This window comes from Oscillospiraceae bacterium, assembly GCA_025758045.1.
Classification (GTDB): domain Bacteria; phylum Bacillota; class Clostridia; order Oscillospirales; family Ruminococcaceae; genus Gemmiger.
Genome location: CP107208.1, coordinates 1,857,269 through 1,872,931 on the forward strand (window position 1 = coordinate 1,857,269; position 15,663 = coordinate 1,872,931).

A 15,663-nucleotide genomic window follows, 5' to 3' on the forward strand; every position below is an offset into this window, starting at 1 on the left:
GGGAGAAACCCCGTTTGTGGGTTTCTCCCATTTTTTATGCCCATTTTTGTGTATCGCGCCAAAGTTACATAGCTGGTCTTGTGCGGATGCAAAGTTATGTGATACAATTTGCATAAAGAAAAGCTTCCCTCTGTGACGGAGGGGGAGACCATGCCAAAGTCTCTCTCCCACCCGCTTCGCGGGGGCCCCTCGCATAGGGGGCCAAATCAGTAAAAGGAGGAATCCGCTATGAAACTTGCCGCCCGCATTGCTATGGGGGTGCTGGCTGTTGTGGCCGTGGCCGCTGTGGGCTTCGGCGCGCTGTACACCAGCCGTATCCAGACCGCAAATTCTATCGAAAAACTGACCGACTACGATGATTACAACCTCTATCGCATGCAGGTCCGCTATGACTACGACCTGGACAAGATGATCGCCAACACCACGGCGGATAACCAAAGCTTTATTGATGCAGCCGTCAAGCAGGCGCTGCCGCTGCTGCCCGTCTCCATCAAAGCGCCTACTTTCGGCTGCAGCGCCTTCCACATCCAGGAGACCGGCGGCGACCACCTGATGGGCCGCAACTACGACTTCAAGCGGGATACCTCGGCCATGCTGGTGTGTACCGCGCCCAAGGGCGGCTACAAATCCATCGCCTTTGCCGCGCTGGATAACCTGGGTGCCAACCAGGCCGATGCCAGCACCAAGGCCAAAATTGCCAGCCTGCTGGCACCCTTTGCCTGCCTGGACGGCATCAATGAGAAGGGCGTTTCCATTGCCGTGCTGACGCTGGACAGCGAACCAACCAAACAGGATACCGGCAAGCCGGTGCTGGCTACCACTATGGCCATCCGCCTGGTGCTGGACCGCGCCGCCACCACCGCCGAGGCCGTGGAGCTGCTGCAGCAGTACGATATGTTTGCCACCAGCGGCCGCGACTACCACTTTTACATCACCGATGCCGCCGGTGACGGCTGCGTGATCGAGTACGATTGTGACGACCCGGCCCGCCCGATGGTCGTGACCCCCAGCCAGCAGGTGACGAACTTCTTTGTGAAGTACAAGGAGAACGTCCTGCCCAACCAGAAAAACGGCATCTACGGCCATGGCCGCGAGCGGTACGACGCCATTGAGGAAGTGCTGGACTCGAACGCCGGAGCCATCACCCCCGACATTGCCTGGCAGGCACTCCAAGCTGCCAGCCAGAAGCCGAACCCCAAGGATGTGACCAGTAATACGCAATGGTCGATTTTGTATGATAATACAAATTGTACGGCAACCATCGCCCTGCGCAGAGATTGGGGGAACAAGACGGAGATTGATTTGGGAGATATGACAGGGTTTTAAACAATAAAGGTTCCCCTCAAGGGGGCGCGATCCTGCCCCGATTTCCTCGTCCTGTTGACAAAACCGAGCATCTGTTCTATAATCAAATGCTGTAAAACATAGTAAATCAGTAGCTTAATGCCTTTGGCGTGAGGGGAACGGAATGCTCAATCAATTTTCTAGAACCGAATTGTTGTTTGGCCACGAGGCCATGGAAAAGCTGTACAAGTCCCGTGTGGCGGTCTTCGGCATCGGCGGCGTGGGCGGCTATACCGTCGAGGCGCTGGCCCGTAGCGGCATCGGCACGCTGGATCTCATCGATGATGATAAGGTCTGCCTGACCAACATCAACCGCCAGATTTTAGCCACCCGCAAGACCGTGGGTAAGTACAAGGTCGAGGTCGCCCGCGACCGCATTTTGGAGATCAACCCCGATGCCGTGGTCAACATCTACCAGACCTTCTACACGCCGGATACCAAGGATCAGTTCGACTTTACCCAGTACGACTACGTGGTCGACGCCATCGATACCGTCACCGGCAAGCTGGCCATGATCATGCAGGCCGATGCCGCCGGTACGCCCATTATCAGCTGTATGGGTGCGGGCAATAAGATCAACCCCGCCGCGCTGGAAGTGGCTGATATTTACGAGACGTCCGTCTGCCCGCTGGCCCGCGTCATGCGTACCGAGCTGCGCAAGCGGGGCATCAAGCACCTGAAAGTGGTCTACTCCAAGGAGAAGGCCATTACCCCCGTGGACGATATGGCCATCAGCTGCAGCCAGCACTGCATCTGCCCGCCGGGCACCGCCCGCAAGTGCACCCAGCGCCGCCAGGTGCCGGGCAGCACCGCCTACGTCCCCGCCGTGGCCGGGCTTATCATCGCAGGCGAGGTCATCAACGACCTGGCCGGCAAGCAGCCCGAAATGGTACAGAATTAAACAAAACAAACCGGGAGCGCCTTTCAACGGGTGCTCCCGGTTTTTGTCCTATGGCAATACCGCACAATTCCCGCCTGACGGCTTAAGCACCGCTCCGGCGGATCTCCGCGCCAAGAGCCGCCGCAAGCGGCGGTTGCGCTCCGAAGCGCCTCGCTGCGGCTCGGTGTGCGGCACGGCATCTGCGTTGCCAAAATGCTCAATAATACACAAAGTATTATCTGCGCTTTTGGCTTAGCATCTGCCGCACCTCGCTCGCCGTATCGGCACTTAGAATTATGCGGTATTGCCCTATTTATCCCCGCATCTTCGCCTGGTGCCCCTCGCCCCAGGCCCATATAGTGTCCAATACGGGCTTTAAGCTGTAGCCCAGGTCGGGCAGGGTATACTCCACCCGGGGCGGCACCTCGGCATAGACGGGGCGCAGCTTGTTGATTCTGTGGACAGTTACTGCGTAGGTTGTGCTGGCGCGGCGGGGGAGGGGGTGCTGCTGGTTTCAGCGCTGGCCTTGTCCAGCAGCACCTTGCACTTGCAGACCATCTCGCCGGTTTTCAGCAGGGTGGGCTGCAGGTACTCCGGGCTAAGTTCCTCACCGATGGTAGCCAGTGCCTCGGCAAAAAAGCGGTTCACCTCGTCGTCCGGCACGCCCAGCGCCAGGGCGCGGTGCGCATAGCCCGCCAGCCCGTGGACGCCCAGGAGGATGAGCACCTTTAAGCTGCGGATGTCCTCCGGTGCGTTCCAGATGTTGGCCATGTTGTAATCGGCCGTCCGCCCGCAGGGAGAGGCGCAGGTGGCGCAATCGGGCACAACCTTGAACTTTTCCGCATGCACCCGGTCGATGAGCGAGAGGACCTCGGCCTCGTTGCAGGCGGCAGCCGGGCTGTTCGCCGCCAGGGCTTCGATCATCACCTGCCAGGTCGCATCGCTTACCGCAGGGGCGGTATCCGCCGCCCGCGCCAGCCCCACCAGCGCCCCGGTCAGCTCATCCTGTAAGGCGGTGGTGTTGAATGTGTTGGTATCCATAGTCCCTCGTTTGTGGTTATAAGTGTACGGCTTCCGGCAGCTCCTGCACCCATACGGTGTCACCACCAACGGATTTTGAGTCGGCCCAAACCAGCGGAACCCCGCGGACTTTTTAGGAGTTTTGGGGGATTTATTTTCCACCATTCTTTAGCAAAAAGATACCACATTTCGATATAAATGTCAAATTCCAAACGCATTTTCGGTAAGGATTATAACGACTATCTGCTGGCGGCTCGTAGACTTATGCAAGGCGGGGTCAGGGCTGCTCATGCTACCGGCTCAACCGTTAGTTATAATTTTATATCCACATAACGAAATAACGAAAAAAATCTTGAAACGATTCTGCGGCAATGCTATAATACATATTGTATTCATTGGTATATACTGTTCAAAAAAGCTGCTGACAACCAGACGGGGATGATGCTTCCATGGTATTTTTGAAATCAGCGGAGAAAGATGGGAAAGAATGAGAAACTCCGGAACGCGCAAAGCCATGCAGACCCCGATAAGGAAAAGCATCTGTGCAATGCTGTGCCTGCTGCTGTTGCTGTCAGCCTTGCTCCCCGTGAAGGCTGCCGCAGAAACCGCCCCCGCCAAGGTCGTCCGTGTCGGCTCGTTTGAGGACACCTTCAACTATGTCAACGAGAAGGGCGTAAGAAAGGGCTACGGCTACGAATTGCTGCAGACCTTATCCGGCTATACAGGCTGGCAGTTCGAGTATGTGAGCTGCGACTGGTCCGACTGCTTTGAAAAACTCAAAAACAGCGAAATCGACATTATGGGGGATATTTCCTATACGCCGGATCGCGCCGAGGAAATGCTGTTTTCGGACGAGCCGATGGGCGAAGAAAAATACTACCTCTACGCCGATCTTTCGCGCGAGGACATCACCGCTTCCGACTTCAAAACGCTGAACGGCAAAACAATCGGCGTTCTGATGGGAACCGAGCCGGAGGTGATGCTGACCGAATGGGAAGAAAAATACGACCTGAAAACGCAGCACGTCAACATCGCCAACAATGAGGATGTAAAGCAAAAGCTGGCAAACCGCGAAATCGACTGCTTTGTTTCGCTGGAAGAAGCCTTCTGGGCAGAGCTTGGCATCTCGACCATAACCCGCGTGGGAAGCTCCGGCATCTACTATGCAATCAACAAAGACCGCCCCGACATCAAGGAAGAACTGGACAGTGCAATGCGCGCGCTGGACGAATCGGAGCCTTTTTATATAGCGGATCTGTATAAACGGTATTTCTCGCTGGATTATACCCCCATCCTTACGGGCGAGGAAAAGGCGTGGGTCAAAGAACACGGTGCCATCAAGATGGGCTTTCTGACAAGCGACAGCGGCGTCAGCACCTATGACCCTGCCACAGGGGAGATTACCGGGACAATCACCGACTATATTCAGTTTGCCAAAGATTGTCTGGGCAATCAGGAACTGGAATTCCAGATGGTCGGTTATGACAGCAAAGAAGCGGAACTCGATGCGCTGAAATCTGGCGAAATCGACATGGTTTTCCATTTCGACCAGAGTCCCAATCTGGCGGAAGAGTACCGCGTTGCCTGCACCAACACAACGTGGACCTCCAACATGATGGCGGTCACGAACAAACAGCACTTTGACGAAAACCAAACGAACCGCGTTGCCGTTCCCCAAAACAAGCTCTCGCTGACAAGGTACCTTGCGGTTTATTATCCGCAGTGGGAAATCGTGGACTGTGCTACACAGGAGGACGCGGCAAAGCTGGTCAAGGACGGACAGGCGGACTGCTTTGTCACAGGGGTCAGCAGCCAGGAAAATTACAGTAAAAAATACGACTTTTACAGCGTTCCGCTGCCAAACCCCGCCAAATCCTGCTTTGCAGTCAACAGCGGAAACCGCATCCTGCTGTCCATCCTGAACAAAACGATCAAGGCCATGCCGGCCAATATGCTTACCGGCGCTCTGGCGATGTATAAAAGCGCCGCGCGGAAGGTTACCCTTGGCGAGTTTATAAGGGACAACTTCGTTATGGTTCTGCTGGGCGGCAGCATTTTTGTGGCAGTTATTCTGCTCGCGATCCTGAAGCTGCTTCAAAAGGCGCGCAAAGCCGAAGCTGCCGCAAGAAAAGCCGCCAACGACACGCAGGAGCTGAATGCAAAATTGCAGATCGCTGCGGAAAACGCCGAGAGCGCGAACCGCGCCAAATCCACCTTCCTGTTCAATATGTCGCATGACATCCGCACACCCATGAACGCCATTATCGGCTACGCAGACCTGGCCGCCCGACATTCGGACGACCCTGCCAAGCTGAAAAAATACATGAAGAACATTCAGGTGTGCGGGCAGAACCTGCTGATGCTGCTGAACAATGTGCTGGACCTTGCCCGCATCGAGAACGATAAGACGGAGATGGAGTATTCGGTTTCGGATGTCGAGAAGGATTTCCGGAATTGCATTGCCATGTTCCGGAATCAGGCAGACAGCAAGAATCAGACGCTTACGGTGACCACGCACTTGCTGCACCCGTATATCTATGCGGATATCCCGCACCTGACCGAGGTCTGCACAAACCTTGTCAGCAACGCTGTCAAATACACAGGAACCGGCGGCACGATCCGCTGCGATGTTACGCAGAAGCCCTGCGAAAAAGCGGGCTGGTGCGATACGGTGATTACGGTTGCCGATAACGGCATCGGCATGTCGCAGGAGTTCCAGCAGCGTATCTTTGAGCCGTTTGAACGGGAACGCACGTCCACCGTCAGCAAGGTGGAAGGCAGCGGCATCGGGATGGGCATCGTGAAAAAGCTGGTCGGGCTGATGGGCGGCACCGTGGAGATGGAGAGCAAAATCGGTGTCGGCTCCACGTTTACCGTGACTATTCCCAGCCGCATTGCGTCCGAGGAGGAAGCACAGGCAAAACGAGAAATCAACCCCTCGGACAAAAAGTGCCTGTGCGGTACAAGAATTCTGCTGACCGAGGATAACGACCTCAATGCGGAGATTGCCGCCGAGCTATTGCAGGAGGAAGGCTGCACGGTAGACCGCGCAAAAGACGGCGTGGAATGTGTGGATATGCTGGAAAAGGCGGCAAACGGAACGTATCAGATCATCCTTATGGATATCCAGATGCCTGTGATGAACGGCTACGATGCGGCAAGAGTGATACGAAGGATGGGCGACCCCCAAAAGGCGAATATCCCCATTGTCGCGATGACGGCAAATGCCTTTTCCGAGGACAGACAAGCGGCACTGGATGCCGGGATGAACGACCATATCGCAAAGCCGATCGATATGAACATTCTTGTGTCGACCCTGCGGAAATACCTTTGATGCGGACAGAAAGTCGTCGTATATAAGAACGACCCATAGACCGCAATACAACCTGTAAACGAATACCGCCGGGGAGCCTTCCCGTTTTTGGAAGGCATCCCCGGCGGCTTTTTTGGTCTATATAGCAGTGATTCTGACTTAGGGCAACACCGCATAATTCCCGCCTTACGGCTTAAGCACCGCTCCGGCGGCTGCGGCACGGCATCTGCGTTGCCAAAATGCTCGATAATACACAAAGTATTATCTGCGCTTTTGGCTTAGCAGCTGCCGCACCTCGCTCGCCGTATCGGCACTTAGAATTATGCGGTATTGCCTTAGAAGCCAATCTTCCCATCTGGAACCCAAGGACACGGCGGTATATAAGCTCATCACGACCAAGCCGGGCGAGGCGAAATCAGAGAGATGATAGAATCACCAACGCCGCCCATTTTTCAAACAGCAATGTGTTCCGGTACAACTTTTCTGTAAGCAGCAAAAAATGAATTTATTTGAATTTATTATGATTTTTGACTTGTCCATCGACGACTTATATGGTATAATATCTGCATCCAAGTTCATAAGCAAACCCGGCGCAAGCCGGCGACGCAAAGCTATAGGGACCCATTGGGTCAGCCAGTTGCCAGCAAGAAATTGTTGCTTTTTCTGTCATCAGTAGCTTTGTGTTCTTTTTTGAAAACATGGGTTGACAAGGGTGAATGCACAGCGATATGCTGACCACAGAACAGAGCGGAGCAGAGCAGAGCAACTATAATGCTCTGCCGTTTTCGGTTGCCCGCAAATATTGTTTTATAAGGTTAGATAACGCTTTCAGGTATGGGTTCGCCATACCTTGAAAGCGTTGTTTGTTTTTTCAGGCGCCATACATATAAAGGCAGAGGGGATTGTACTATGAATCTTATAAAGCGAGCCGGTGTTTACAGGGAACTGGCCATTCTGACAGCGATGCTGATTCTAACGGCGCTGCTGTCTTTCCCGGCGCGTGCGGAAGAGGCGGAAAGCCAGCATGAGCACGTGCGCGTTGGCTTTTTTGCGATGGACGGCTATCACATGATAGATGAAGATGGAAACCGCAGCGGTTACGGCTATGATTTCCTCCGCCTGATGGCGCGCTATTGGGATGCAGACTATGAGTACATCGGCTATGACAAAAGCTGGGAGGATATGCAGCAGATGCTGCTGGACGGCGAGATCGACATGGTCACTTCTGCCAGCAAAACGCCTGACCGCGAAGAATTGTTTGATTTTTCCCGTCCCATCGGAACCAGCAACGATATCCTGACGATCCGCGGCGATAATACTGCTATCGTTGAGGGGCAATACAGTACCTACAATGGGATGCGTGTTGCACTCCTGAACGGAAACTCCCGGAATGTTGAATTTGCAGAGTATGCACAGGCCAAAGGCTTTACCTACACATCGGTTTATTTCGATTCGACTGAGGAGATGGCAAAGGCCCTTCAGAACGGAACGGTCGATGCCATGGTCACCAGTTCCCTGTACAGGACAAACAACGAGCGCATCCTTGAAAAATTCGGCAGCAGTGATATTTATGTGATCGTCAAAAAAGGAAATACCGAACTTCTGAACCAGGTAAATTATGCAATCGATCAGATGAACGCCGCCGAGGGCAACTGGAAAACGACCCTCTATAGCAAAAATTACGAAAGCGCTGATGCCAAAAATCTGGAGTATACGGAAGAAGAAAAGCGCATCATCGCCCAATATTCCAAGGACAATCCCCTTCACATCCTGTGCGACCCGACCCGGTATCCCTATTCTTATACAGAAGATGGCAAGGTAAAGGGCATTCTCCCGGACTATTTCCGGAAGATAGCGGACTATGCCGGGCTTTCCTATGAATTTCTTGTCCCCGCAACCAGAGATGAATATATCGCGTATCAAAGCGATAGGACCGCGGTAGACATCAGCATTGATGCACGATTGGATACGGACAATTACGCAGAAACCAAAGGATGGGGATTGACCGCACCCTATATCACGATGCGCATGGCAAGGGTGACGCGGAGAGATTTTGACGGGAACATCCATGTCGTCACCACGGTCAATCAGACCGTGGCCAAGTCAATCGAAGATGCATTGGCACCCGGTGCGGAAAAACTGATGTGCAGTACCCGTCAGGAGATGATGGAGGCTGTCCGTGACGGCAAGGCGGATGCAGCGTTTGTCTACTATTATATGGCGCAGGCGTTTATCAACGGCGACACGACAGGCACCATGACCTACACGCCGCTGGAACAGCCCACCTTCAGCTACCGCATGGTGGTTTCCTCCCTGGAAAATCACGCGCTGGCAGGTATCCTGACAAAGGCAATGTACGCGATGCCGGAGAATCTTGTCGAGGATCTTGCGGCGCAGTACACCGCATATAAAGCGACAAATCTGACCTTTGCAGACATGATCCGCCTGCATCCGGCTGCGGCTGTCCTTATCATCGTATTTATCTCGTGTATGGCAGTCACGCTGATCATTATTATGAGCCGTTTGCAGACGCGCAGAGAATTACAGCTTGCCGCCCAGCAGAAAGCAGAAGAAATGACCACCCTTGCAGAGCAGGCGCAGGCCGCCAGCAAAGCAAAAAGTGTCTTCCTTTCCAATATGTCCCACGATATCCGTACCCCGATGAATGCCATCATCGGCTTTACGAATATCGCGTTGCATCAGGATTCTGTACCCGAAATCCACAACTGCCTGAAAAAAATCGAGGACAGCTCGGATCATCTGCTGTCCCTGTTGAATGATATACTGGATCTGAGCCGCATCGAAAGCGGAAAGGTGGTATTCTCCCCGGTTCCGGCAGATATCACCGCCGTTACGGATAGTGCAATTGAGATCATAAACGGTACCCTTCTGAACCGGAGCCTGAACTTTGAGGTACACCGTGAACCGATGGAGAATCCCTATGTCATGACGGAGCCTGTCCGCATCCGGGAGATTCTGGTCAACATCCTGAACAACGCCGTAAAATTCACCAATGACGGCGGTACGATCCGTCTGGATGTGAGCAACCGTCCGGGAGCCGATGCACAGCACAGGGTGGTTTGCTATCGAGTTCAGGATACCGGAGTCGGTATGAGCGAGGAATTCCAGACAAAGCTCTTTGACGAATTCGAACAGGAGAAAAACGACGCAAGAACGCAGTATAAAGGCACAGGTCTGGGTATGCCCATCGCAAAGAGATATGTGGAATTGATGGGCGGAACCATTGCGGTGGAAAGCAAAAAGGGAGTCGGCACGACCTTTACCGTGGAAATCCCCATGGAGCTGACAAGCTCTGAAAAGGTCGAAAAAACAAAGAAACCGGCAAAGCGCAAAAGCCTGAAAGGGATCAAGGTGCTTCTGGCAGAGGATAACGATTTGAACGCCGAGCTTGCCGCGATACTGTTAGAGGATTCGGAGATGATCGTAACCCGTGCGGCGGACGGGCAGGAGGTTGTCGACCTGTTTGCAAATCACCCGGCGGGTACCTATGACATTATCCTGATGGACATTATGATGCCGAAAATGGACGGACTGCAGGCAGCAAAAGCCATCCGCGCCATGCAGGCGGAACGCCCGGATGCAGAAGAAATCCCCATCATTGCACTGTCGGCCAACGCTTTTGCGGAGGATGTGCAGACCTCTCTGGATGCGGGCATGAACGGTCATGTTTCCAAGCCTCTTAATGTGGCAGAGGTAGCCAAAGTCATTGCGAGAAATCTGAATAAGTCATGACAGCTTTTTGCAAATCAAGGCAGGTGGTTTCTGGTAAAGATAAAAATTCAATAACCGGCGAAGCAAAGGCACGGCTGTCAACATTTTGACAACTGTATAGCTTTTGAATATGTTTATAAAAACATGGAATGGATGTTGGAATCTTGTCGTTATCATGATAAAATATTCAAATTATCCTGTCTGACATTGCCCGCGCACTTTGCAGAACGCGGCGCACGAAACAGGAACCCCGCAAAGAAATTACAGCAGTATTTTTATAGGTCGTGATGGTATTGTTAAAAAGCCCGGGCAGCCTGCCGGATAAGGGCAGGCTGTCTTCAGGCCGTGAGGAGAACAATTGGATGAAAAAGAAACGACTGTACAAAGTTTTTGCCCTGCTTGTAGCCATGGTGTTGAGCTTGTCCCTGCTGACCGGATGCGCCGGAAAAAGCACCGAGGCAGTGCAGGCGCAGGAGGACGCCGAAACCATTCAGGTATATCTGTGGACCAACAACCTGTACGAAAAGTACGCTCCCTACGTGCAGTCGCAGCTGCCGGATGTAAACATTGAGTTTATCGTAGGCAACAACGATCTGGACTTCTACAAATTTTTGCAGGAAAACGGCGGTTTGCCGGACATTATCACCTGCTGCCGTTTCTCCCTGCACGATGCTGCCCCCTTAAAGGACAGCCTGATGAACCTTGCTACCACCAACGAGGCGGGTGCCATCTACAATACCTACCTCAACAGCTTCAAAAATGAGGACGGCAGTGTAAACTGGCTGCCCGTATGCCCCGATGCCCACGGTCTTGTGGTCAACCGCGACCTTTTTGTGCAGTACGGCATCCCGCTGCCCACCGATTACGCCGGCTTTGTCGCTGCCTGCAAAGCCTTTGAGGAAGTGGGCATCCGCGGCTATACCGCCGATTATCTGTACGACTACACCTGCATGGAAACGCTGCAGGGGCTTTCTGCTGGTGAGCTTACGACCATAGCAGGGCGCAAATGGCGCACCGCCTACAGCGACCCCGCCAACAACACCCGTGTCGGGCTGGACGATACCGTGTGGCCGGGCGGCTTCGAGCGTATGGAGCAGTTCATCCAGGACACAGGTCTTACGGCGGCGGATTTGGAGCTGAATTACGATGACGTGGTCGAGATGTTCGGCAACGGGCAGCTTGCCATGTACTTCGGCTCCTCCGCCGGTGTAGGGATGTTCCAAGAGCAGGGTATTGACGCAACCTTTTTGCCGATCTTCAGCCAGAACGGGGAAAAGTGGCTGATGACCACGCCCTACTTCCAAGTGGCATTGAACCGCGATTTGGAGCAGGACGCCGCGCGGCGCGAAAAGGCGATGCAGGTTCTGCACGTCATGCTGTCGGAGGATGCGCAGGAACAGATCCTTGCGGAAGGGCAGGACCTGCTCAGCTACAGCCAGAGCGTAAGCTACCACCTGACCGACACCATGAAGGATGTGCGCTCGGTGGTGGAAGAAAACCATATGTATATCCGCATCGCCTCCAACGATTTCTTTGCCATCTCGCAGGATGTGGTCTCCAAGATGATCGCGGGCGAATATGACGCCGAGCAAGCCTATCGAGTGTTTAATGCCCAGCTTCTGGCAGGGGAAAAGCCCGACACCAGCGACATTGTGCTGACCAGCGAAACCGCTTATTCCAATGTATTCCACAAAAACGGCGGCAATGCGTCCTTCTCGGTTATGGCAAACACGCTGCGCGGGCTTTACGGCACCGATGTGTTGGTGGCACCCGCCAGCAGCTTTACCGGCAGCGTGCTGCAGGCCGACTATACCAAGGCAGCGGTGCGCGCCATGATCATGCCCAACGGGCTTATGTCGTACCAGCGCACCATGACGGGCGCCGAGCTGAAGGACACCCTGCGCGCCTTTGTGGAGGGCTGCGAGGGCGGCTTTACCCCGTTCAACCGCGGTTCCCTGCCGGTGGTCAGCGGCATCGCCCTGCAGGTACAGGAGAACGACGGCAGCTATACGCTGACCGGCGTTACCCGCAACGGGCAGCCCCTGCGGGACGATGATACCGTTACCGTGACCTGCCTGGCGACAGAAAAGCAGATGATGCCGCTGCTGCAGGACGAAACCGGCGCGTTTGAGCGCGGGGAAGCCACGGTCAAAAACACTTGGAGCGATGCGGTTTGCAGCGGCAGCGTGATGCTTGCCGCGCCGGAAAGCTATATTACGTTAGGGGGGGGGGGTAAAACGCTATGGAAGATGATAAGCGAAAACTGAAAACAAAGCGCCGTTTTCCGCGCAAAGGGCTGACCGCCGCTGCTGTTCTGCTGGTAATCGCGTTTTTTGTCTGCCTTAGCGTGCAGTACCTTTCGTTTGTATCCAAAACCGTCTACGAAGAAAGCACCGCGCATCTGGATGAAATTCTGCATAAATCCAACAGTATGCTGAGCATGATCGCCAACAAAAACATCTCCTATCTGCATTTGTGGAACGGCTTTCTGGACAGCAACCCCGACGATGACGGAACGCAGGCGTATCTGGAGTCTGCGCAGAAGGAGCTTGGCTTTGCCGGATTCTACTTTCTTTCTTACGACGGCAACTACATGACACCCGGCGGTGAAACGGGCTATCTTGGCTTGCAAAGCAATCTGGACGAGCTGCTTGCCGATCAGGACGACGTTGTGATGAATACGGCTTTGCCGGGGCAGGACCCGATGCTGGTGTTTATCTGCCCCGAAACCAAGGGCGTCTACCGCGGCTTTGCCTACGATGCCATCGCCATCAGCCGCTACAATGCCGACGTGATGAAAACTGTGGACGAATCGGCTTTCGGCGGTGCTGCCAGCAGCTATGTCATCTACCCGGATGGACAGGTCGTGATTGAAGATATTGCAGAGGGCGAGGAATCCATCTATAACCTTGTTGCGGTACTGCGCGATTATTCCGACCTTACCGAGACGCAGATGCAAGAGCTTGTCAGCGACTTTGCAAAAGGTGCCAGCGGAAACCGTGAGGTGACGCTGGGCGGCACAAGATACTATCTGGTCTACGAGAGCGCCGGTGTCCAGAACTGGATCATGGCGGGCATTGTCCCCGTAGATGTCGTCAATGCCGGTATGAATCAGCTTTGGCTGCGCACGGTGCAGATTGTAACCGGCATTGTTTTGACGATTGCCGTGCTGATCATTCTGCTGGTTACGCGCTGGGGTCACGTCAAGCTGCGCCGCAAGGATTACGAGATTCTGTGCCGGGACGAGCTGTTCCAAAAGCTGTCCCAAAACGTGGACGATGTTTTCCTGATGCTGGATGCACAAACCTACAAGGCAGATTATCTCAGCCCGAACATGGAACGGCTGCTGGGTTTGACGCGGGAGAGTGTGCGCGAAAATATCAATACCTTGGCGCTGCTGCACCCGAAGGATTTCCCCGACCGCACCAAAAATTATCTGGAAGGGCTTGCGGGCGGCGAACAGCGCGAATGGGACATGGAGTATGTACATCAGAAAACAGGGGAACGGCGCTGGTTCCATGTGGTTGCCATGGGCAGCGAGGTCGAGGGACAAACCAAGTACATTTTGGTTTTGTCTGACCGCACCGCCGACAGGCAGGTGAATCAGGCCCTCTCGGATGCCGTTGCCGCCGCCGAAAACGCCAACCGCGCCAAGAGCACCTTCCTTTCCAATATGTCCCACGATATCCGCACCCCCATGAACGCCATCATCGGCTTTACCACGCTGGCAGTCAGCCATCTGGACGACAAGGACCGCATGAAGGAATACCTTACCAAGATACTTGCCTCCGGAAACCACCTGCTTTCGCTCATCAATGATATTCTGGATATGAGCCGCATCGAAAGCGGAAAAATCCAGCTGGACGAAACTGAGGTCAATCTGTCCGATGTGCTGCACGACATAAAAACCATCGTCAGCGGGCAGATTTACGCAAAGCAGCTGGAATTGTATATGGACGCAATGGATATTACCGATGAGGACGTCTATTGCGATAAGACCCGGCTGAATCAGGTTCTGATGAACCTTTTGTCCAACGCTATTAAGTTCACCCCCGCAGGCGGCACCGTGTCGGTGCGGGTGCGCCAGCTCGCCGGCAAGGTCGGCGGCTGCGGGCAGTATGAGTTCCGCGTCAAAGACAGCGGCATCGGTATGAGCCCGGAGTTTGCCAAAAAAATCTTTGAACCCTTTGAGCGCGAGCGAACCTCCACGGTAAGCAAAATACAGGGCACCGGGCTGGGTATGGCCATCACCAAAAACATTGTGGATATGATGGGCGGCACCATTGAGGTGCAGACCGCGCCGGAAAAAGGCTCTGAATTTATCGTTCGTGTGCCGCTGCGCGTGCAGGAAGAACACCGCAAGACGGTAAAAATCACCGAGCTGGAGGGTCTGAAGGCGCTGGTGGTGGATGATGATTTCAACACCTGCGACAGCGTGACCAAGATGCTGGTCAAGGTGGGTATGCGTGCCGAGTGGACGCTTTCCGGCAAGGAGGCAGTGCTGCGCGCACGGCAGTCCATCGAGATGGGCGATACCTATAAGGCCTATATTATCGACTGGCGTCTGCCGGATATGAACGGCATTGAGGTCACCCGCCAGATCCGCAGCCTGCACGATGATACGCCCATTATTATCCTTACCGCCTATGACTGGTCCGACATTGAGGTGGAGGCAAAGGCAGCCGGTGTCACGGCGTTCTGCTCCAAGCCGATGTTCCTGTCTGACTTGCGCGACACGCTGATGACCGCCATCGGGCAGAAACAGGCGCAGGAGGAGCAGGGCGTGTTGCCCCAAAAGACTACCGACTTTAAGGGTAAGCACATCCTGCTTGCCGAGGATAACGAGCTGAACCGCGAGATTGCCGTGGAGATTCTGAACGCCTATGGCTTTGAGGTCGATACCGCCGAAAACGGCGCGGTCGCCGTGGAAAAGGTCAGCACCGCAGCGCCGGGGCAGTACGATTTGGTACTGATGGACGTGCAGATGCCGATCATGGACGGCTACACCGCCACCCACCGCATCCGCGAATTGGAAAACTCTGCCTTGGCGTGCATCCCCATTCTTGCCATGACGGCGAACGCCTTTGATGAGGACCGCCGCAACGCCCTGGAAAGCGGTATGAACGGTTTCTTGTCCAAGCCCATCGTGATTGCCGATCTTGTGCAGGAGATGCGCAAAATACTGTAATGCGCTATTTTTTCAGAATCAGGAATTGGCAAAGGCGCATATTCTGCTGGTTCGAGCGCAAAAAGCCCGTTTGCCATTCATTTGTCAGCGCCATTGAAAGCTGCAGCAGGGGCTTTTCTTCCTGTGCCGCCCGGGCGCTGCTGTCGTTGTGCCTATAAAACAGCACCAGCTGCCACGGAGACGTGA

Annotated in this window: 7 protein-coding genes, 1 pseudogene and 1 riboswitch; of the genes and pseudogenes, 6 read left to right on the plus strand and 2 right to left on the minus strand. The window is 54.3% G+C overall.

Annotated elements, in window-relative coordinates; all coding sequences use genetic code 11:
* The first annotated feature begins 228 nt into the window (after positions 1-228).
* Both OGM81_08700 and OGM81_08705 read left to right on the plus strand, forming a co-directional pair.
* Positions 229-1,326 (plus strand): linear amide C-N hydrolase, encoded by a 1,098-nt coding sequence (locus OGM81_08700; protein ID UYJ42421.1) that lies wholly within the window; start codon positions 229-231, stop codon positions 1,324-1,326.
* A gap of 142 nt (positions 1,327-1,468) precedes the next feature.
* Positions 1,469-2,245: a tRNA threonylcarbamoyladenosine dehydratase gene (locus OGM81_08705; protein ID UYJ42422.1), complete on the plus strand. Its 777-nt coding sequence runs from the start codon at positions 1,469-1,471 to the stop codon at positions 2,243-2,245.
* Between the two features lie 292 nt (positions 2,246-2,537).
* Here OGM81_08705 and OGM81_08710 read toward each other — a convergent pair.
* Together OGM81_08710 and OGM81_08715 are read right to left on the minus strand one after the other, a co-directional pair.
* Positions 2,538-2,669: pseudogene (locus tag OGM81_08710) on the minus strand (winged helix-turn-helix transcriptional regulator).
* Between the two features lie 20 nt (positions 2,670-2,689).
* Positions 2,690-3,265: a hypothetical protein gene (locus OGM81_08715; GenBank protein UYJ42423.1), complete on the minus strand. Its 576-nt coding sequence runs from the start codon at positions 3,263-3,265 to the stop codon at positions 2,690-2,692.
* A gap of 466 nt (positions 3,266-3,731) precedes the next feature.
* Between OGM81_08715 and OGM81_08720 the strand changes: the two genes are divergently transcribed.
* The 4 genes from OGM81_08720 to OGM81_08735 all read left to right on the plus strand — a co-directional run bounded on the left by OGM81_08720 (position 3,732) and on the right by OGM81_08735 (position 15,477).
* Positions 3,732-6,578, plus strand: a complete 2,847-nt coding sequence (locus OGM81_08720; protein UYJ42424.1) for a transporter substrate-binding domain-containing protein — start codon at positions 3,732-3,734, stop codon at positions 6,576-6,578.
* A 549-nt stretch (positions 6,579-7,127) separates the two neighbouring features.
* Positions 7,128-7,202, plus strand: a riboswitch (cyclic di-GMP riboswitch).
* Between the two features lie 264 nt (positions 7,203-7,466).
* The gene (locus OGM81_08725) at positions 7,467-10,310 is read left to right on the plus strand and encodes a transporter substrate-binding domain-containing protein (GenBank protein ID UYJ42425.1); all 2,844 of its coding nucleotides are present in this window, start codon (positions 7,467-7,469) and stop codon (positions 10,308-10,310) included.
* A gap of 341 nt (positions 10,311-10,651) precedes the next feature.
* Complete coding sequence (locus OGM81_08730) at positions 10,652-12,556, plus strand: ABC transporter substrate-binding protein (protein ID UYJ42426.1); 1,905 nt, start codon at positions 10,652-10,654, stop codon at positions 12,554-12,556.
* The gene (locus tag OGM81_08735) at positions 12,532-15,477 is read left to right on the plus strand and encodes a response regulator (GenBank protein UYJ42427.1); all 2,946 of its coding nucleotides are present in this window, start codon (positions 12,532-12,534) and stop codon (positions 15,475-15,477) included. The genes OGM81_08730 and OGM81_08735 overlap by 25 nt, the downstream gene beginning before the upstream one ends.
* Positions 15,478-15,663 lie beyond the last annotated feature (186 nt).

Bases quoted from the DNA above. Each gene is read 5' to 3' on its own strand.
- OGM81_08730 (UYJ42426.1), top strand. From the start codon at position 10,652: ATGAAAAAGAAACGACTGTACAAAGTTTTTGCCCTGCTTGTAGCCATG.
- OGM81_08700 (UYJ42421.1), top strand. From the start codon at position 229: ATGAAACTTGCCGCCCGCATTGCTATGGGGGTGCTGGCTGTTGTGGCC.
- OGM81_08720 (UYJ42424.1), top strand. From the start codon at position 3,732: ATGAGAAACTCCGGAACGCGCAAAGCCATGCAGACCCCGATAAGGAAA.
- OGM81_08705 (UYJ42422.1), top strand. From the start codon at position 1,469: ATGCTCAATCAATTTTCTAGAACCGAATTGTTGTTTGGCCACGAGGCC.
- OGM81_08735 (UYJ42427.1), top strand. From the start codon at position 12,532: ATGGAAGATGATAAGCGAAAACTGAAAACAAAGCGCCGTTTTCCGCGC.
- OGM81_08725 (UYJ42425.1), top strand. From the start codon at position 7,467: ATGAATCTTATAAAGCGAGCCGGTGTTTACAGGGAACTGGCCATTCTG.
- OGM81_08715 (UYJ42423.1), bottom strand. From the start codon at position 3,265: ATGGATACCAACACATTCAACACCACCGCCTTACAGGATGAGCTGACC.